We start from the raw sequence: 18,900 nt of genomic DNA, 5'->3' as shown, positions 1-18,900 counted from the left end.
AGGCATGATTGCATCATAACGCAACGTTATGGAATCATGCCTTTTTCATCTGCACTAATCAAACTCCTTCGCTCCTTCGGTATCTTTGTCGCAGCCTTCAGCGCATTCGGAACATTCGCCGTAGTAACGTTTTACGCGGTTTGTCGGTAGAGTGGCGATTAGTGATCCGCAGCTTTTGCAAATGACGTAACCAAGTTCCAATTGCGCCTTCTTGTCGCTAACCTCGACCAATTCGCTTTGATATTTCATCCGTACTCCGCCTCCCGAAAATAGTTTTGTTTTGGATCAGCCCCTCTATATACTGTAGCATTATTATAATTTATTACACACTATATGGCAATAAAAAAGTAATTATGACGCATTAATTGTGCGATAGCTTAAAAATCGGTCACAATCGAACGGTTGCGGGCAGAAAAAGGAGCACCTTTGACCCTTTCGTCCAAATGGCTTGCGTGGCGGACGGTTCGCTTATAGGACAATGGCGGTGCCAGGGAATATCCCTGCACCGCCATTTCTGATTTTCGTCCTGTTACCGCCTTCTTGTGCAAATGTTGCGTCTCGAGCCTAATTTCCCGGGTGATCTGCCACCAGGCAGTGCGTCTTGTACCGAACTCTGCAAACGTGCAGGCATTAGGTCGCTCCATGCGTGCAGCAAAGCAAATGCCTGCGAATGCGCATTTCGTCAACACTCCGCATTGGTCATTTCGTTCGTGAACATGCGCTTGTATTCTTTCGGCGACAGTTTTTGGGCGGATTCGGGCGCGTAATGCACTTGAATCGATCTGCGGCGCTTGGCCGAGAAATTCGGCGGCGTTCCATGATGCAGCAGTCCATGGAAAATTAGTACGCCGCCCGGCTTGAGCGGTATCGCGATATCGCGCTCGACTTGAATGGCTCTGTCGCATAGCTGCCAGTCCCGAACGGCAAAGTGCGGCGAGCCGCCTTCCCGGTGCGAGTACGGAATGACATGCATGCAGCCGTTGTCAAGTTCGGCCGGGTCAAGCGCAAACCACATGCCGATGACGGCTTTGTCGTAAGCAAGCGCCCCATAGGCCATATCCTGGTGCCACGGTTTCTCTGCGCCGCCTGCCGGCGGTTTGAGTATCGCCTGGTCTTGGGCGACCTCCGGTTCTTCTCCGAACAGCTTGCGCAGCGCTTCCAAAACGGCCGGCTGATGCGCAATTGCGCGAAGGCGAGGCTCGTGATCGACAAACCCATGGATTTTGCGGGCGGCGAGTTCGACCTCCTCGAACGTTTTTAATTCGCTCTGCGGTCTGACGAACTGAATCCTGGATCCGATGGAGGAACCGGACAGTATATCCATGATCGCCTCGATCGAGCGGTTTACCTCCTCTGCCGACAGCGCTTGCTCCACGACAAGATAGCCTCTGGACCAAAACTGTTTGACATGCTCTTCCGTCAAGTGTTGCATAGTCGGGATGCGGTCCTGTTCCACTTGATCGTACCGATACAGCGTTTTTGCAATCGAGCCCGCAAGCTCGAGCTCTTCCTCGTTGCGGTAAGCGTATAACGTCTTATCGTCGTTCGCGTCCACCATGCAGTCCTCCTCGTCAATAGATCGAAATCCGTTGCTTCTGACTCTATCCTAACGCCGAAGCGCGGGGCCGTACATGGCGGGAAGTCGCAATCCTTTGTACATAACCGGCGAACTTGCCGGCTCGAGCCGGCAAGTTTGATTGCAATAGCCGCCCGCGCTAGTGCGGTTTCGCTTCCATACGGCTATGCTGGAGGGACGAGGGAGGAAGTCCGAAGTATTTCTTGAATTGCTTGCTGAATAGGAAGACGGAAGAATAACCGAGCGCTTCGGACACCTGCGATACGTTCATGGAGGTTTCAACGAGCAGATGCTTTGCGCGTTCCAGACGCACTTTCGTCATGTACTCCTTCATGGACAGACCCGCATATTGCTTGAAAAGCTTCGCCAAATAACCCGGCGTTAAACCGACCATGTCAGCCAGTTCCTCGTAAGGACGTCCTTGCCAACCGTCCTCCCGGATGCGCTGCATCACCAGCTTGACCGCTTGCCGCTGCTTCATGGACAGGGAAAGGCCGGAGGCTGCGAGCTGCTGCTTCCGCTCTCTGTGCATCATGATGAGAAGCAGCTTGATGAGGGAATCAAACTCCATGTCCTTCCAGTCATCGGGATGGACGGTTGCGCCGAGAAGCTGATTTAATAGACGCTCAAGCTCATAGATTTCGTTGAAATAGACGACGCGCTCGGGAAAAAGCTCGGCTATGCGGTTGTCCGTCGTTTCTCCCGCGTTTCCGGGACGGGGCTGCAGCTTGAAGTGGATGTAAATGACGGTCAGCCGGTCCTCCGGATGCTGCTCCGCCAGCGGAACATCGCCGGGATGCACAAGGAAGCAAGCCCCTCTGCGGATCGGGTAGGACCTACCGTTAATGTTCATCACCCCGGAACCTTGCAAGGCGCACCATAGATCGTAATCGGGCATAGGGCCGGGATGCCAGTTCCAGCCAATCTCGCATTTGGCTTTCCCGCAATTTCGGGAATCGATTATATTATAATTCATAGACGGAACCCCTCCCGCAGCACGGTCTCGCTTCGATGGTTTCAGCATAATCGGTAACCGGCACCCGAATCAAGCGCTCCATAACGTGAAGTCGGCAGCGCGCAAAAAGAGGCTGTCCCTAAAGTAGGTTTGCTAGCCCTAATAGACGGTTCGCTTCGAGCGAAAGCCAACAGACCTCTAGGCTCACCTTTTTAATCTCAAAAACTGAAACAAAATGCGAAAGAAGGGGGATCCGCAGGGGTTTAGTTTCAAATTTTGAAACTAAGCCGGTTAATTTCGAAAGATGCAGCGCGAGTGGAGTCGTTTAAATTCAAATATTGAAACGAAATAAGGTGTGAGTGAAGCAAAAGAGCAATTTAGTTTCATTTTTTGAAACTAGCATCGCCGTCCCATGGCCGTCTCATCGCCGTCGAAGGGCTGTCTCTCAGGTCGTATCACGTCCTTCTGAGACAGCCCTTGGAAACTGCCTATGCAATGGCCATAGCCGGTTCCGTCAGAGCGTTATCGCTCCCTTGCTTCTTTCGCTGTCATATAGCCAATCGAGCGAGCGGGAGCTTTCGCTGAACGGCGATACGTCGCGCTCCTTCAATTCCTGATCGGCCGCGATGACGCCGAGCACCGCGAAGGCGCCTTTGCCCAGGTTCAGCGCGTGGCTTCCGGCCTCGTACAGAAACGCATGAACGTTGACGCTAGGGTAAAAGGAGGTCTTGATCCCTTTGCGCAAAATCGGCGACAAGCCGCCCCGGTCATCCGCATGCGTATTCTCGTCCAGCGTCGGCACTTGGAGCCACTGGTCGTCGGCGGAATTAAAGTACCCGACCAGCAGGCGTACCGGCGTATCCGTCTCGAACTCGACGGTCATTCCGCCCTTCGCCGCTTCGGCGCGGCTGAACCGGATGCCGGTCAAGCCTTCGAGCTCTTCCGCGCAGCTCTGCACGTATACTTCGCCGTCGGCGAAGAGCAGGCTGTCCTTCGAAAGCGTATACGTCTCCATGCCGGGGGACGTCAGCCGGAAGGCGGCCTCGCGGTACGGCTCGATCTTCGCTTCACCGCTTACGCGCGAGGGCAGCTTGCCCGCCTTTAGGTCGTTCACGCTCGCTTGAAAGCTCGCGAGCTCCTCTTCGTATACCGGAAGACAATCCGTCCAATGCTTGTACTTCCGGCCGTCGGGAACCGGAATTTTACGATGCGCCGTCAGCATGCTGTTGGCGTATAGATAGGTTTTCTCGGTCAGCCCGGTCAGCTTGCGGTACCATTCCACGCTTTCCTGCAGGTAAGGTACGGCTTCTTCCAGCAGATCCGTGCATTCCAGGTAGCTGCCGCCCGCCGTATGCTTGTACTTGAGCACTTGGATGGCGGCCCGTACCTTGGCTCCGTAGAAGCGCACCATGTACAGAATCGCTTCCACATCGCTCGCGATACGTTCGAACTCTTCACGATTGCAGGCAATATGAGCGCTTGCGCGCCGGATCGCCGTCCATGCCCGATCCGCGAACAGCTCGGCCGATTCAACGACGTCGACCGGCGTCTCCCCGATATGGGGCTCGCCCGCCAGCTCTCTCTGGACATACGGCTCCAGCCGCTCGCCCTGCGGCGCGTGATCCTCCCATAGCGCCCTATAGGGCGAATAGCGGTCCGGATTGGTCAGCTGGCTCATCTTCATGCCGAGCGACAGCGTCTGCCGGTTGCCCTCCGTAATGCCGAAGCGGCGAAGAAGCCGCGGCGCGCACTCGCCGAAGGCGTCGTACGCCTCAAGCAGCGCCTCTCCCGCTTCCCGGGACCCGAAGCGCGAAGCAAGCTCTTCGATCCAATAGTGGCGTTCCGTCTCCGGATCGCGGTCGGGGTTCCAGGCATAACGCGCCCATGCGGCATACCAGATCCAGTCGCGCTCCGCCTGCTTCAGCCTTGGCGTCGTTTTGTCCCCGCTGTAAGGCCAATCCCAGAAAAACAGCGGGTAGAGGTGCAGGCCGTTCGCCTTCTGCCGGTGCTTCGCCGCCTGCATGCTTTTTTGAATGAAGGCGGGCGAGCCGTAGCGGAACGGCTCCAAATTCGCGAGAACGTGGACGTTGACGATATGAACCGACTGCATCCCGCTCAGGTTGTTATGGGTTTGCTTCCAGCCGCCTCTCGGCGTCCAGGTCGTGAGCGACTCGCCGTTGTACTTGGCCTCGGTAAACAAATTCGGGTAAAGCGGAATCGCCTTCTCGATAATCGGCTCGGCCTTGACCGCGTGGGCGCGGAGGATGATCGGCGGACTTTCCTTCGCGTCCAGGTCCCGGAGCCCGTCGTTAACGCCCGCCAGAATCGTATCCGTAAACCATTCGGCGCCATAGACGCCGCCCTGCAGCGCTTCTCCCAGACATAGCATGAGGCCGACGCTCGGGTAGGACCTCACGAACTCCGCTATCGCCTTGCGCGTGTAATCGGCGGTGATCGGAAGCGGCTTCGGCTGATGAAGCTCGAGGCCGTGCTTTTCCGCGAACGGCAGCGGGATATGAATATTGTAGAAATTCAGCACGACCCAGATTCCCCGCTTATCCGCTTCTTCCGTCAGCCAGCCGAACGTCTCGACATTCAGCTTGTATTCCTCTTCCGTAATTTCCAGCGCTTCCGGATAATCCTTCAGCCTCACCAAGGAGGAGAAGGGATGGCCCGACCAAATGTACACGACATTGCTCCGCTGCGCGCAGAGCATATCCAAATACTCGAGCCACATCGCTTTATCGTAAAACCAAGGGAAGCGATCCGGCGTTATCGGGTACTCGTACGTGCGGCGGGGCGGCTCGATTTCCGTCTTTTGCAGGCCGAGCACCGGACCGCGAAGCACGAATTCCGGCGTCTCGCCGTGCGCGAGCAAATCCGGAACCCGCCCCGCGCGGCGCACTCGTTCCGCAAGCTCCTGAGCGCCGTACAATACGCCGGTATCGTTGCCGCCCGATACGACGATCAGATTGCCCGGCAGCGAGGCGATGTAGAACCCTTCCTTGCCCGGCTCCTTCGAATGATAGATAAGAACCTCCTGGCGCTCAAGCGAACGGATGAAATCCGACTCCTCGCGGCTGCCGATATATATTTTCGGCTCCGGCCGCTTCCGGTAAGTCAGAGCGCTCCACTCCCCTTCCGCAACCTCCGTCCTGCAGCCGCATGCCTCCAAGGCTTCCGTCAGAAGCTTCAGGCCATGGAGCATCCGCGGCGACGCGTTATTCTGAATTGCCAGACAGATTTTACTCATTGTTGTACCTCCGCTTCCTTCTTCATATATGCGAGCGAGCTTGTAAACCGGTATTTGCCCGAGCCGATACGGTAGACGGAAGCTTGCTTCTCCTGCGTTAACAACGTACAGCCTGCAGCGGAGAGTCCCGCATCCTCGCCGTCCGGCTCTACATTTGCTCCCGGAACGTGCACCGTCGCGCCCGCGTTCGCGGGCACCTCGACTTCAAGCGTCAGACGGCTGCCGGCTTCCAGACTCCATTCGACGGAAATCGTACCGTAAAGCGATTCGTATCCGGCCTTCACCCGGTTCAGACGACCGCCGGGTCTCGGACGGATAATCGCGTGGCGGAAGCCGGGCTCCGCCGGATCGGCCTCGATTCCGGCCATATAGCGGAACATCCATTCTCCTACCGATCCGAGCGAATAGTGGTTGAAGGAATTCATCGAAGGCGTCTGGAAGCCATTCTCCTCCGTCCAGCCGTCCCACCTCTCCCAGATCGTCGTAGCGCCGTGCTTGATGGAATACATCCAGGACGGGAACGCTTCCTGCGTAAGCAGCTCGTAAGCGATGTCCTGCTCGCCGCTGTCCGTCAGAGCCGGAAGCAGATAGCCCACGCCGAGAAACCCGGTCGACAGGCGATTGCCGCGCGCCCGGATATTTTCGGTCAGGCGGCGTGTCGCCTTCGGCTTCAATTCCTCCGTCAGCAAGCCGAACTGCAGAGCCAGCACGTACACCGTCTGCGTATCGCCGCGGACGAACCCGTCGCCCGAGACGAATTCGCGGCGGAACGCCTCCGCGATTTGTCCGAACAGCGCTGCATAGCGGCTGTGGTCCTCCGTCTTGCCCAGCACGCCGGCGATCGCCGCCAGCAGCTTCGTGCTATAGGCAAAATACGCGGTGGCCAGCACTTCGTTCGGAGTATCGGCGCCGATCGACAGCCAATCGCCGTAGTTGGCGTAATCGGGCCGGATCAGATCGCTGCCGTTATCCTTCAAGTAATCGACCCAGCGACTCATGGCATCGTAATGCTCCTCCAAGATACGCTTATCGCCGTACATCAGATAAAGCGTCCAAGGAATAATGACGCCGGCGTCGCCCCAGCCCGCGTTATCGGGCGCGAACCAGTTCAGCCTCGTATTCCACATCTTATGGCGGATCCATCCGGCATCGGGCGCGACGTCCGTGAAAGCGCCGGACGGCTGCTGCGCATCTGCGATATCCCTCATATATTTGGTGAAAAATCGCGATACGTCCCTATTGTAAGAGGCCGTTCGGGCGAAGATTTGCGCGTCCCCGGTCCAGCCGAGCCTCTCGTCGCGCTGCGGGCAATCGGTAGGAACGGACAGGAAGTTGCCGCGCTGCCCCCATACGATATTCGAATACAGCTGGTTGACCATCGGATCGTTCGTCTCCAGACGGCCCGCCGCCGGCGTATCGGAATGAATCACTTTTCCGGCAATCGTCGTCAGATCGGCCTCCCCCGGGTACCCGATCAGTTCGACGTAGCGAAAGCCGTGGAACGTAAAGTGGGGCTCGTACCGCTCCTCGCCGCCCCCCTTCAGCACGTAATGATCCTGCTGCACCGCTGCCCTCAAATTGTCCAGATAGAGCGAGCCGTCCGGATTCAGCATCTCGGCATGGCTCAAGGTGATCCGCGTTCCGGCTTCACCCCGCACCGTCACCTCCGTCCAGCCGACCATGTTCTGTCCCATATCGAAAATGTACGTCCCGGCCTCGGTCTTTCGGACGGCAACCGGCTTCACCGTCTCGGTGATGCGAATCGGCGGCTCCGCCGCCGCAACGAGCAGGCCGTTGTAGCCTGACCGGACATCCGGCGATTCCCAGCCGGAATCGTCGTAGCCCGGTTGGTCCCAGCCCGTCAGCTCTAGCCGCGCATCGTACGTTTCGCCTTCGATCATGTCGGAATAACGGATCGGCCCTTCGGCGGCGCGCCACGAACCGTCCGAAACAACGAGCTCCCGGCTGCCGTCCTCGTATTCGATGCTTGCCTGCATGAGGAAGAACGGACGCTCTCCGTATACGCGCTTGCCGAGAAATCCGACCGTCCCCGCATACCAGCCGTCGCCGAGAATAACGGCGATGGCGTTCTCGCCCTGCTTTATTTGGTCCGTCACGTCGTATGCGTGCACTTGAACGCGCTTGTCATAGTCGGTCCACCCCGGAGCGAACAGATGGCCGACCGCTGAGCCGTTTACGCGCAGCTTGAACAGCCCAAGCGCGGTCGCGTAGACGACGGCGCGGCGAACGTTCGGCTTGACGGCAAACGATTTGCGCATGTAGGGAGAAGGCTGCATGGCCAGTCCCGGATTCGGCCTTCTGCCGATCCATTTCGCCTGCCACTCCCCGCGCGATAAAATGCCCATCGTCCAATAGGCGGTCTCGCTCCACGGCGATACTTCGTCCCGGCTATCCCAGACGCGGACCTTCCAGAAATATTCGCCTTCCGATCGAAGCGCCGATCCCGCATAGACGATCTGGATCGACTCGCCGGATACGGTCTTGCCGCTGTCCCACATATCGGCATCGCCCCGATCCAGCTTCTCGCGGGAGGAAGCGACGACAACTTGGTAGGCCGTCTGCCGTACGCCGCGCTCATCCGACTCGAGCCGCCAGAACAGGCGGGGGCGCAGCGAATCGATGCCGACCGGGTTAACGGCGTATTCGGTTTTGCATGCGGTTATTCGTATCGTGTGTTCCATATTCGTCATCCTCCTTCCTATTCGCCGGCATGCTCGAAGACGACCGTTTCGCCGGCGCGAAGCTCAAGCACGATCAACCTGTCCGACGTCTCGATCATCCCGTTGCCCCGGGAGATGCGCGTCTTCCCTCCGAACGGATTCCCCATGCGCAGCGTCTCGTCCCGTTCGCTGAATACGGTGACCGATCGGACTTTGCCGTCCCGCTTCAGCCCCGACAGGAGAAACGCGCCTTCCGCGCGGATGCCCGAGAACGAAGCATCCTTGAAGCGCGCCGCGAGTCCCGCGAATACGCGAATCGAGCCCCGGACGCACTGCACGTACATTTCCAGCACGGCTGCGGCCGCAGCGATCGAAGCTTCCGCCTGCATCGTGTCGCCGCCGTTAAATTGGCAGAAGCCGCCGTAGCCCGCGTTATGCCGCGTCGCATAGCTCGGCATCATGAAGACATCCTTCAGCAGGCGGAGCGACAGCAGCGCCATATCCCCCCGGCCCAGCCGGTTATGCAGGATGGAGGCCCAAGGCATCGACCAGCCGGCCCATCGTCCCATCCCTTTGTCGACCCAGGACTTGTACGTATTGGATACGATCTCGCGCTGCCCGGGATCCGACAAGTCCATCGTATCGAACGGGTAAATGCCGGCGAGGTGCGAATGATGGCGGTGCGATTCGGACAACGGCTGGCCTTCCCACAAATACAGCTCGAGGCCCGGCTTTGCGCCGAACTCCTGGTATTGCCTCGGTCCGGCCGTATAGGGAGGCAGCTTCGTCCGAACATCGGCGACGAACGCCGCGTAGTCCGCGTCCAGGCCGTATTCCGCTTCCACCTCGAGCAGCTTCTCGCACAGAAAATGAACGTTGACGAGGAAAAAGGTTGAATTGCGGCCGAGTCCGTCCGGGGAAGAGCCGCCGTATTCCGGAGAGACCGACACCGGAAGCGCGTATTCGTCCCCTTCTTTATCCATCATCGCATAGAAGACGTTTAGCGCTTTCCTCATGAACGGATACACTTCGCTCACGAGGTAGTCCGAATCGCCCGCGTAACGGGCGTACTGCCACATCATCTGGGCGACCCACGAGGTGTTCGCCTGGTCGATCGTCCCCGTCCACATGCCCCCTACGGGGCGTCCGCGTTCATCGACGGAATGTCCGAGCATATAACCGTCGTCGATGCCGACGAACCGCTTCGCATTGCGCGCAAGCGTCGGCTTCCAGCCGTCGATCATCGCGAAGAGCGGCTTCAGGCAGTCCAGCAAATTGGCGCCGTACGCGGGCCACAAGCATTCCTGGACGTTAATGTTAAAATGGTAATCGCCGCTCCAGGGAGGATTGCGGTATTCTTCGGCCCATGGCCCCTGGAGCGTCGGTGCGATTCGACCCGGCATCGAGCTGCCCAGCATCCGGTAGATTCCCAAATAGTACATGGTCTCGATCTCGCGGTCCGGAAGCGAAATGTCCGCCGCCTGCTCCCATAAGGCGCGCCAGCGCTTCTTCGTTTCATGCAGCGCTCCGTCGTATCCGAGCGTCTCCGCCTCGCCCAGAAGTTCAAGCGCCGCCCGAACCGCGCGCTCCGCCGTTTCGCCGTATTCCGCCGCAATGGCGACTCCGCTTTCCGGCACCGCATACAGCACGGCGCACGCCGGATCCTCCGGAAGCTCCTGGACCCAGCCCTCCCCGCCCGGCAGCCTAACCGACCTAGGAGCGGCTATGCCGAAATCGTCAAAGTAGGCTTTCGCCTTCTCGAAGGAGTAGGCAGGCTTCGCCTCTATCCCTTCCATCAGCTCCCGGTCCGCGGAAACGAGCAGCACCGGGCCATCCATCGCCACGCTGACGCGGATCGTCCTCTCTTCCCCGTCCATTCGGCAGCGGATGACGGCTTCCCCTTCGTCGAGACGGAGCGAAGCGGCTTCGATCGTCGCGCCCGGCTTCAGCTTGATATCGAAGCGGCCCATCGCCAGCCGGGTCGGCCGTTTTTCTTTGCCGTTCATGATCATCGTCGGATACAGACGGCGGGCGCCTTCGAAATCGCCGCTTTGCAGCAGAGACTTCAGATGATCGTAGGTGCAGTCTTCGCGCCACTGCGTGCCTCCCCGGTGATCCCAGTAATCCGCTCTGTTGATCGTGAGCATGACCGTCTGCGCCTGAAACCAGACCAGAGCGCCGAACACGCCGTTCGACAGCGGCATGCCGTCGTGACAATAGCCCGTTTCAAGCGTCCATGGGATCTCGTATGCCGGTTTTACCGATACGGCCTTCACAGGTTCAATCTCCTCCCCGTTCGTTCGTTTCATTCCCGCCCCTCAAACGCAGCGCGTTCGACAGGACGAGCGCGATAACCCAGGAAGGATTCCATACGTTGCTGTTCCCCCGTTCGTGATAGTGCGTCTGGTAAAATCCTTCCCCTTGTTCCCCGACGACGGTAAATCCCCATTCCCCGGGACCCCCGCATATGCCTTGCCCCATCGCTTCGGCCATGAGCCTGCCGATCGCCGCATACTCCGTTTTTCCGGTCAATTGACCGAACCGCCAAAATTCGTAGCAGGGGAAGAACACGTCCAAATGATGGTTCTGGACGCTGACGCCCGGCCAGCCGACGGCGTTGAAATGGCGGCGGCGGAGCGGAGCGTCCCTGTCGTACTCGGGATTCCATACGAACACGTACGTGAGCAGCCAATCCGCCGCAACCTCCGCCCATTCTCCGTATTTGCCGTCGCCGGTCTGGACGAACAGCTCGTAGGCGGCCAGAAAGTAATACATGCCGGCCTCTTTGTCCTCGCACCGGGCATCCAGCGTCGAACGGGCGAAGGGCCGTTCGAAATTGCGGGCGTGCAGCTCGTAATAACGCTCCAGCACCGCCTCGGCGTGCGCCAGATACTTCCTCTCGCCGGTCGCCTTATAGGCTTTGGCTGCCGCGATGACGCACGGGATGCCGGCGGCGGTCGCCATCTCGTCGCTCGGCGAACCGTCCTTCCGCCAGCCCATCGGATAAATGCCGGAGGGAAGCGTCGCGTCCATAAAGAAATCGGCGGCTTCGCGAAGCGCATTCGGCCATTCCTCCGGAACCGCCCGGCCCTCCTCCCGAAACAGCCCGATAATATCGGCCAAATCCGAAACCGTCTCCCCGTAGGCGCGGCTGGAAACCGCCGGCTCTCCATTCATCGTAAAATATCCCCAAGTGCGGCTTTCCAGCTCATAGGAACAGCTGCGCAGTCCGGGAACGCCGGTAGCGCTTCCATTCAAATAAAAGCCGACGGCCCGCTCGCACCGGGAAATGCGTTCCTCGTCCCGCGAATCGAACCCGATCCGCGCATCGCACCAGGCCAGCTTCAAGCACTGCCCCGTCCAGCCGTACAGAAAATGGAACGGCAAACGGTTTAATTTGCCGAACGCGTTCGAATCGTTAAATTTGACATACCCGGCCGCGCCGTCCGAGCCGCGCCAACGGTCGTCCATCGCGTTCGTTTTCAACCGGACGATATCGTCCATCGTCCAAGGCTTCGCTCCCGCCGGCTCGAACAGCCGCCAGCCCTTGCGGACGATCTCGCGAAACCCCCAACCGGGTCTTGCGAGCCTCCCCCAATCGAGCGCGTAACGTTTGGAGAGCGTGCGGCCCGCATCGAAGTTCAAATATCCGCCGGAATAAGGCGCGGTTTTGCTCTTGCCTACGTAATAAATATCCTTCTGTCCGTTGAAGACCACGGTGCCGCTGGTGGCGGCGAGCGTTGAGCCGCCGTTCCTCCGAAGCACGCCGAGCGCCCCGTAATGGACGGACCCGTCCTCCGTCTCCGTGAAGGCCGGAACGGAAAATAACGATAGGAAGCCGGCCCCTTCCCCGTCCGTCCACTCCGCGTTGACGCACGGGATCGGCAGCCGGTGCTCTTCGCAGACGAAGCCTTCGTTAGCGCCGAGCTTCGGGACGACCCTCTCGGGATCGGAGGACGGATTGTTGTTATAGAGCATATGGGGGATCGTCAGCTTCTCCCCGCTCCTGGCCCCCAGCTCGAATACGAGACCGACGGAAGCGTCGGCCAGCGGCTCCCCGCTGGAATTGGTCCAGTCCGCTTTGAGATGCAGCAGATGATGCTGATCGAAAGCGAGCTCGATCGCGACGGCGAACTGCGAAATAATGCCGCTAAGGCGAATCGCCGAGGCATCGGAGTCGACCCGGGGCTTCAGCAGCCGCACCGGCTCGTCGTTCCACGGCTTTCCGAGCGAGGCGATCAGCATCCGGTCGAGCGATCCGGAAAAGTACGGCGAAGCATTCCCCCTCTCCCGCAGCATAAGCCGGATGCCTTCCGGCGTTTCGGTGCAATCGGCCATTTTACTCCCATTCGGGCTTTGGATCGTGTGGAGCGTCATTGGCGTCCTCCTTGTCTTACGGCAACTTTGTTCGATGGATCTAAGCCATGATTACACTCATTATACGTTGCGGATAGTTGCCTTCTATAGGCGTTCTAGGTTGATTCTATAGGTGAAATGCGCCTCAAACCGCATGTTTCGGTCCTTTTTTCCAATTTCAGGACTTGAATTACCTATAAATGCGACCTACAATGAAAAAACGCCAGCTCTACTCGGCCATCGATCGGAAGAGGGTGAGGGATATGATTGCGCGGACCCGTCATTATAAGGGGGATCGGTTCTTCAAAGGAGGGGCGGGCATTTATGTAAACCGCGTTACGGAAGCGTTTACAATTTGCGAGCACAGCCATGATTTTATCGAAGTGAACTACGTGGCGGAAGGAAACGGTTACCATTATATCGCCGATCGGACCATCCCGGTTAAAACCGGCGATCTGTTCATTATTCCCGTCGGAACCTCCCATGTCTTCAGGCCGTCGTCGCCGAACCAAAGCGCCAAGCTTATCGTCTACAACTGTCTGTTCCGACACGCGTCGTTCGAGAATTGGAAGCATCTGTTCATGGCCGGTACCGACATCGATCTCGTCGTTTTCAACCAGCTGAATCCGGACGTTCCGTACCTCCACGTCTTCGACAGGCATGAGAGGCTGCAGCCCTTGATCACGACGATGCATCGGGAATTCCGCCAAAAATACGAAGGCTACGAAACGGTTCTGTCGGCGATCCTCATCCAGGTGCTCTTGATCGTCAACCGCCTCCGGAACGAGCCGGAATCGGCCGGCGCGAACGGCGGGAGAGGCAAGCCGTCCGATAGGCTCGGCGAAGCTTTGCGCTTCATTCAGGAGCATTATGCGGAGAACATTACGGTGAAGCAGCTTGCGGCCCATGCGTTTATGAGCGAAAGCCATTTTCACCGCTCCTTCAAAAGGCAGACCGGCCTCACGTTTACCCAATATTTGCAAAATATGCGGATCGATCGATGCTGCGCGCTCTTGAAAACATCCGACCAATGCGTCAATCACATCGCCAACCGGATCGGCTACAAAGATATGAAGTTCTTCTACACGCTGTTTCTGAAAAAAACCGGCATGACGCCGCAGCAATACCGCAAATCGCATCAGTCGGACGAATTTACCGCTTATCCGGTGTAAAATCGCAGCGGCATCAAGCGTAAACGGCCGATGACGCGATTGTGTAACGGACACGAGAGACGCTCCGTTACACCTTAAGCACCGAGACCCGCGGAGCAAAAAGGCTGCCGGACTTCGAGGTCCGGCAGCCTTTTTGCAACTTGCGACGAATTACAGGCCGACGAAGCTGTGCTTCTCCGCCCATTCCGCGTCGACGCGGACGTATTTGATCGCCTTGCGCAAATAGGAGAACGCGATATGAAGCTTCCCGTCGCCGGTTGCAATGATCGACGGATAAGAGTAGCCGACCTCGCGTTCCTTATACTCCAAATCCGCGGTTTGGACGTTGCGAATAATCGGCCACGTCTTCCCTTCATCCTCCGAAATCGCGAGCGTAAGCGGCGTTCGAAGCGTTTTGCGGCGGAAGCCGTCTCCCTTCTTCACCCAACGGAACTGGTCCCTTTCAATGGTAGCGTTATTGAAAATAAGCGCCAGACGGCCGTTCCCGAGCTCCGTCGCCTGCGTGGACGAATTGTTGTTCGGCAATGCGCTCTTCTCGGGAACCGTCCAGCTCCGGCCGTTATCCGAGGATTCGCTCGTATAGATTCGGTCGGCCTGGCGGCTGCGGTACATGGCCAGGAGCGTTCCGTCGCTCCGCTTGACGATATTCATTTGAACGCGGTGCAAGCTTTCCGGCACTTCATGCTCTTCCCATGTGCGTCCGTTATCCGTGCTGATCTGGACGGCGCTGTAATGCCCGCCCGGCTTGCAGTAGTATACCGGAAGCAGCCAATCCCCGTTCTGCGCCACGACAATCGGATGACGGAGAAAAATGCCGGGGCCATCGAATAGAACCTCCGGAGCCCCCCACGTATGTCCCCGATCCTCCGAAATGCGGCGCACCACCCGGGACGTTTGTTGATTATGCGGCTCGTTGGACGTGTGAAGCAGCCATAGCTTCCCGCCGCCCGGCTCCTGAAACAGGACGGGATTTTGCTCGGAGCGCTCCGGATCGTCGGCAAGCAGGACCGGTTCGGACCATTGCTCCGATCCTGCCGGCAGTCTCGACATCACGACGTTCGTATCCGGATTTCCTTCGCCGCTCCCGTTGAACCAGACGCATAGCAAATCCCCGTTGTCCAGCGCAACCAAATTGGCCGAATGGCTGTCCTGCTCGTATTTAATCGGAATAAAACCTTCCGTTACTTCCGGATCATTCTCCGATGCGGCAATTGTTCCGTTAAAACGTTCCACCAAATCCCACTCTCCTTTATGTCATCAACGCCGATATTCGGCGAATCATTCCTCTATAACATGGTCTTGAATTCGTAAGCCCCGGCGCCGATTTCCACCGGGCCCTCAGCCCCCGGGAGACGAACGGAAGCGGTCGTATTGACCGGAATGCGGACCTGCAGCGGCCGCCGATAAACAGCCTGTATAAGCCCAGGGCCGTGGCATGTACGATGGCCCGCTTGACGGGCTTGCCGATATCCAATGGTTTACGCAAATAGGCGACGGGACGGTATTCGTCGGAATGCGGCACCTCCAAGCCGATCCACTTCGCCAACCAATCGGCTTGATCGAGCGGCCCCATGGACCACGAGGACGCCCGGCTCCATTCGGAGGGAACATTCTGCTTATCCCACACGCGTACTTTCCAATAATAGTGCGCACCGGATGCAAGCGGGCTTCCTTCATAATGAACATGTACGGATTGGCCGGACTCGATTCGCCCGCTGTCCCACATGTCTCCCTTATCCTGTTCCAGCTCGCGCGGGTTTGCGGCGACAAGCACCCTGTAGGCGGTTTGAAGCTGTCCGCGTTCCTCATACTCGAGCTTCCAGCTCAGCCGGGGACGGCGCGTATCGATCCCGAGCGGAGCATCCGCATATTCCGTCAACAAGCTGCCGATCTTAATCGTCATGGCTTTCCCGAGCCTCTTCCGGGTATATTCGAATTTGCGAGGCGTCCGTTTCCCGCGCGCCATTTACTTCGTACGCCTCCCCCGCGATACCGCGAATCTCGATGCCGGACGTCTCCGCTCCGCCGGCCTCCATATACAATTGGCCGGCAGCGGGGCGTTTCGTCCGCTCGATCCGGATGTCCGAGCATGCCTGCAAGGAGAACAGCGGCCCCTCCATCGGGGTGACGGATACGTCCGCGAAGCGAACGTCCCGCGCATTTTCCAGCGAGATGCCTTTCGTGGCCTTGATGTCGATATGCTCGAAACGGATGTTCTCGACGGGCATCTCCGGAAGCCCTTTCAGCTCGATCGCTCGATGGGCGCCGATACACCTTATATGCTCGATCTGAAAATCGCGGAAGGCGGGCGTCTTGGCAGATACCTCCTCCGCGGCCGGCCGATCTGCGCCTCCGTGGCCGTAGAACATGCTGAACGTGATCGCGGCCTTCGGAATGCCGGTCATCCGGATGTTGCGGATCCGGATTTTCTCCACGACGCCCCCTCGTCCTCTTGCGCTTTTGAAGCGGAGGCCCGAATCGGTTCCAATGAACAAGCAGTCCGAGATGCTGACATTCCGTACGCCGCCGGACATTTCGCTGCCGATGACGAAGCCGCCGTGACCGTGATAAACGACGCAGCCGCGGATGACGATATCCTGGCACGGCACGCCAAGCTCCCGCCCGTCCGCATCCTTGCCCGATTTGATGCAGATGGCGTCGTCGCCCACGTCGAACCGCGAATCCGATACGTCGACATAGCGGCAGGAATCCAGATCGAGCCCGTCTCCGTTTTGCGAGTACCATGGATTTTTCACATGCACGTTCCGAACGGTCACATGCTCGCAAAGCCATGGATGCAGGCACCAGCTTGGCGAGTTTTGAAAGGTCGGTCCGTCCAGCAGCACGCGCGTGCACCGGTCCAGCTGCAGCAGCGCCGGCCGCAAAAAGTCGCGCGCCTCCTCGAAGGCTTCCGTCCGCCGCTCTCCTTCGGCAAGCAAGCGCTTGGCGGTCGAGGCCCCTTGCATAGCCTTCTCCGTCGGCCACCACATCCGGCCCGTCGGATCGGTTACGCCGCCGGAGGACGTTAACGCCTTCCACTGGTGCTCCGTCATCTTCATTCGTTTGACCGGCCGCCAAGCATCGCCGGAGCCGTCGAAGATCCCTTCGCCCGTAATGGCGACATCGGTCAGGTTCTCCCCATAGAGGTTCGACATGCAGCGTACCGTTCGAATGCCTTCGTAGCTGGTGGGAATAAGCGGATAATCGTCGAAATTGCGGCTGAACAGCACAAGCGCTCCCTGCTGCGCATGCAGGTTGACGCCGCTTTGCAGCCGAATCGGTCCGGTAAGCCAAATGCCCGGAGGAATAACGACCGTTCCTCCGCCCTCGGAGGAGCAGGTTTCGATCGCCCGGTTAACCGCTTCGGTATTCATCGTTGCGCCGTCGCCGACTGCGCCGAATTCTAGAATCGAATACCGCTTCTCCGGAAATGTCGGCATCTCCGGCTGCCGATGCGTCTGCGGGCCGGTCCCGGTTGCACTCGCTCGGTTCAATGCGGTTCCCCCTTCCCAAGAAGCAGCTCGATCCGGTAGAAAGCAATCCGCTCCCTTTTCCATGTATAAGTCACATACAGAACATTCCCCATCGCTACGACGGCCGGATAGGAATATTGTTTCTCGCCCTGATCGAGCAGCAGCTCGTGCTGCCAGGTCTGTCCGTTGTCGCCGGACAGCCGCAAGACGAGCGGCGTACGCGGCCCCTTGGTGCTGCCCGCCTCCGGACGTACGGGATTGTATACGAGTGCCAGCAAGCCGCCGTCGGTCTTGACGAGATCGAGCCCGCTGTTATTGTTCGGAAGGTCCGTCGCGTAAGCCGGACGCCACGTTTTCCCTCCGTCTTCGGAGTCGCTCCGGTAGACGGCACCTTCCGTGCTTCGGGTCAGCATATGGACGGTGCCCGGAGCCGATTCCCACAGGGCGGGCTGAATGATCCCTTTCCCGAGCAGCGCGCCGTGGTCAAGCGGGACCGTTGCGCTGCGGGTCCACGTATCTCCCCCGTCTATGGACAGATCGACGAAGGCGTCCCAGTCGGGCTCCAAGGACGCCGGCGCCGCGATCGTGCCGTCCGCCAGGACGATCGGCTTGTTCTTCACCGGGCCTCTTCCCCCGGTATCCCCCTCGACAAGCGGCTTCGGTTCCGTCCACGTTAATCCGCCGTCCGGGGACGTCATGACCATCGTCGTCCATGAGGAAATGCGTTCGCCGATTTTATAAAATAACAGAATTGTTCCGTCGTCTCTGCGGAACAGGACGGGATTCCAATGCGGCATTCCTTCCTTGTCCGCCAGCTTCCGCGGCTCCGTCCAGACGCCGTCCGCCCGCCGGGATGCCCAGATCGCGACGTCTCCCGCGCCTTCGCGGGAGCCGCCGAACCAGGCCGCAACGACCGTCCCGTCCGGCAGCGCGACGAGCGTGGAGGCGTGACAGCTGCGGAAAGGCCGATCTTCTTCAAAAAGGTATTCCTTCGTTACTTCGCCATACGCGATCATAGCGTCCGCTCCTTTAACCGGCTTTTTGGGTCGCCGGCCGGATTCCACCCTCTGACTTCGCTTCCTTGCAGGAGATTAACATGCTTCTCCTGCTTGCTATTCATTATAACGTGGGGAAAAAAGCGGTTTTTAGGCGGAATCCGCCGTATCTATAGGGATATTCTGCACGGCTGGCGCACAAGCGGCTAGATGAGACAGCTCGCTTGACGAAAAAATCGGCGGAATTAAAGAAATGGCGGTGCCAGGGAAGTCATTCCTGCACCGCCATTACTGGTGATTGGCCGATTGCCGCCTTTTCCCTTCGCAAAATTGTGGGCGAGCGAAAGGCATCCAACCTCTCCAGGTTTACTTTTTAATTTCAAAAATTGAAAGAAAATACGAAAGAAGGAGGCCTCGCGGTCGTTTAGTTTCAAATTTT

12 protein-coding genes are annotated in these 18,900 nt (G+C 58.6%); 1 reads left to right on the top strand and 11 read right to left on the bottom strand.

Translation table 11 applies throughout. From position 1 onward, the window contains the following. Window positions 1-54: 54 nt before the first annotated feature. From IDH41_RS08155 to IDH41_RS08125, 7 genes are all read right to left on the bottom strand, one after another. Entirely contained in the window at window positions 55-249 is a 195-nt protein-coding gene (locus IDH41_RS08155; RefSeq protein WP_190859917.1) for a GapA-binding peptide SR1P, read from the bottom strand. 433 nt (window positions 250-682) lie between these two features. After that, window positions 683-1,558 (bottom strand): phytanoyl-CoA dioxygenase family protein, encoded by an 876-nt coding sequence (locus IDH41_RS08150; protein WP_190859916.1) that lies wholly within the window; start codon window positions 1,556-1,558, stop codon window positions 683-685. 157 nt (window positions 1,559-1,715) lie between these two features. Further along, window positions 1,716-2,552: a helix-turn-helix transcriptional regulator gene (locus tag IDH41_RS08145; protein WP_190859913.1), complete on the bottom strand. Its 837-nt coding sequence runs from the start codon at window positions 2,550-2,552 to the stop codon at window positions 1,716-1,718. Between the two features lie 493 nt (window positions 2,553-3,045). Further along, window positions 3,046-5,784, bottom strand: a complete 2,739-nt coding sequence (locus tag IDH41_RS08140; protein ID WP_190859911.1) for a beta-N-acetylhexosaminidase family protein — start codon at window positions 5,782-5,784, stop codon at window positions 3,046-3,048. Beyond that, the gene (locus tag IDH41_RS08135; protein WP_190859910.1) at window positions 5,781-8,486 is read right to left on the bottom strand and encodes an alpha-L-rhamnosidase; all 2,706 of its coding nucleotides are present in this window, start codon (window positions 8,484-8,486) and stop codon (window positions 5,781-5,783) included. Before IDH41_RS08135 ends, IDH41_RS08140 begins: the two co-directional genes overlap by 4 nt. 17 nt (window positions 8,487-8,503) lie before the next feature. Next, on the bottom strand, window positions 8,504-10,774 hold the full coding sequence (locus IDH41_RS08130) for a glycosyl hydrolase family 95 catalytic domain-containing protein (protein WP_190859909.1): 2,271 nt from the start codon (window positions 10,772-10,774) through the stop codon (window positions 8,504-8,506). Next, window positions 10,746-12,842: a hypothetical protein gene (locus tag IDH41_RS08125; protein ID WP_190859908.1), complete on the bottom strand. Its 2,097-nt coding sequence runs from the start codon at window positions 12,840-12,842 to the stop codon at window positions 10,746-10,748. The genes IDH41_RS08130 and IDH41_RS08125 overlap by 29 nt, the downstream gene beginning before the upstream one ends. 242 nt (window positions 12,843-13,084) lie before the next feature. Between IDH41_RS08125 and IDH41_RS08120 the strand changes: the two genes are divergently transcribed. Next, window positions 13,085-13,993, top strand: a complete 909-nt coding sequence (locus IDH41_RS08120) for an AraC family transcriptional regulator (protein WP_190859907.1) — start codon at window positions 13,085-13,087, stop codon at window positions 13,991-13,993. Window positions 13,994-14,143: 150 nt separating this feature from the next. Here IDH41_RS08120 and IDH41_RS08115 read toward each other — a convergent pair whose 3' ends face one another. From IDH41_RS08115 to IDH41_RS08100, 4 genes are read right to left on the bottom strand one after another with little or no spacing between them, the layout of a single operon-like run. Continuing rightward, complete coding sequence (locus IDH41_RS08115; protein ID WP_190860158.1) at window positions 14,144-15,226, bottom strand: sialidase family protein; 1,083 nt, start codon at window positions 15,224-15,226, stop codon at window positions 14,144-14,146. 16 nt (window positions 15,227-15,242) lie between these two features. Further along, entirely contained in the window at window positions 15,243-15,896 is a 654-nt protein-coding gene (locus tag IDH41_RS08110; RefSeq protein ID WP_190859906.1) for a glycoside hydrolase family 78 protein, read from the bottom strand. After that, a complete protein-coding gene (locus IDH41_RS08105) occupies window positions 15,886-17,487 on the bottom strand; it encodes a glycoside hydrolase family 28 protein (RefSeq protein WP_223829551.1) in 1,602 nt (533 codons plus the stop codon). The genes IDH41_RS08110 and IDH41_RS08105 overlap by 11 nt, the downstream gene beginning before the upstream one ends. Further along, entirely contained in the window at window positions 17,484-18,482 is a 999-nt protein-coding gene (locus IDH41_RS08100; protein ID WP_190859903.1) for a sialidase family protein, read from the bottom strand. The genes IDH41_RS08105 and IDH41_RS08100 overlap by 4 nt, the downstream gene beginning before the upstream one ends. Between the last annotated feature and the right edge of the window lie 418 nt (window positions 18,483-18,900).

The sequence above is a fragment of the Paenibacillus arenilitoris genome, assembly GCF_014705655.1.
Taxonomy (GTDB): domain Bacteria; phylum Bacillota; class Bacilli; order Paenibacillales; family Paenibacillaceae; genus Pristimantibacillus; species Pristimantibacillus arenilitoris.
This window is presented reverse-complemented; position numbering and strand designations above follow the sequence as displayed.

What these genes read in the sequence shown, in the direction of transcription:
- IDH41_RS08155 (WP_190859917.1), bottom strand. Translation starts at nt 249, where the DNA reads ATGAAATATCAAAGCGAATTGGTCGAGGTTAGCGACAAGAAGGCGCAA.
- IDH41_RS08150 (WP_190859916.1), bottom strand. Translation starts at nt 1,558, where the DNA reads ATGGTGGACGCGAACGACGATAAGACGTTATACGCTTACCGCAACGAG.
- IDH41_RS08145 (WP_190859913.1), bottom strand. Translation starts at nt 2,552, where the DNA reads ATGAATTATAATATAATCGATTCCCGAAATTGCGGGAAAGCCAAATGC.
- IDH41_RS08140 (WP_190859911.1), bottom strand. Translation starts at nt 5,784, where the DNA reads ATGAGTAAAATCTGTCTGGCAATTCAGAATAACGCGTCGCCGCGGATG.
- IDH41_RS08135 (WP_190859910.1), bottom strand. Translation starts at nt 8,486, where the DNA reads ATGGAACACACGATACGAATAACCGCATGCAAAACCGAATACGCCGTT.
- IDH41_RS08130 (WP_190859909.1), bottom strand. Translation starts at nt 10,774, where the DNA reads ATGAAACGAACGAACGGGGAGGAGATTGAACCTGTGAAGGCCGTATCG.
- IDH41_RS08125 (WP_190859908.1), bottom strand. Translation starts at nt 12,842, where the DNA reads ATGACGCTCCACACGATCCAAAGCCCGAATGGGAGTAAAATGGCCGAT.
- IDH41_RS08120 (WP_190859907.1), top strand. Translation starts at nt 13,085, where the DNA reads ATGATTGCGCGGACCCGTCATTATAAGGGGGATCGGTTCTTCAAAGGA.
- IDH41_RS08110 (WP_190859906.1), bottom strand. Translation starts at nt 15,896, where the DNA reads ATGACGATTAAGATCGGCAGCTTGTTGACGGAATATGCGGATGCTCCG.
- IDH41_RS08100 (WP_190859903.1), bottom strand. Translation starts at nt 18,482, where the DNA reads ATGATCGCGTATGGCGAAGTAACGAAGGAATACCTTTTTGAAGAAGAT.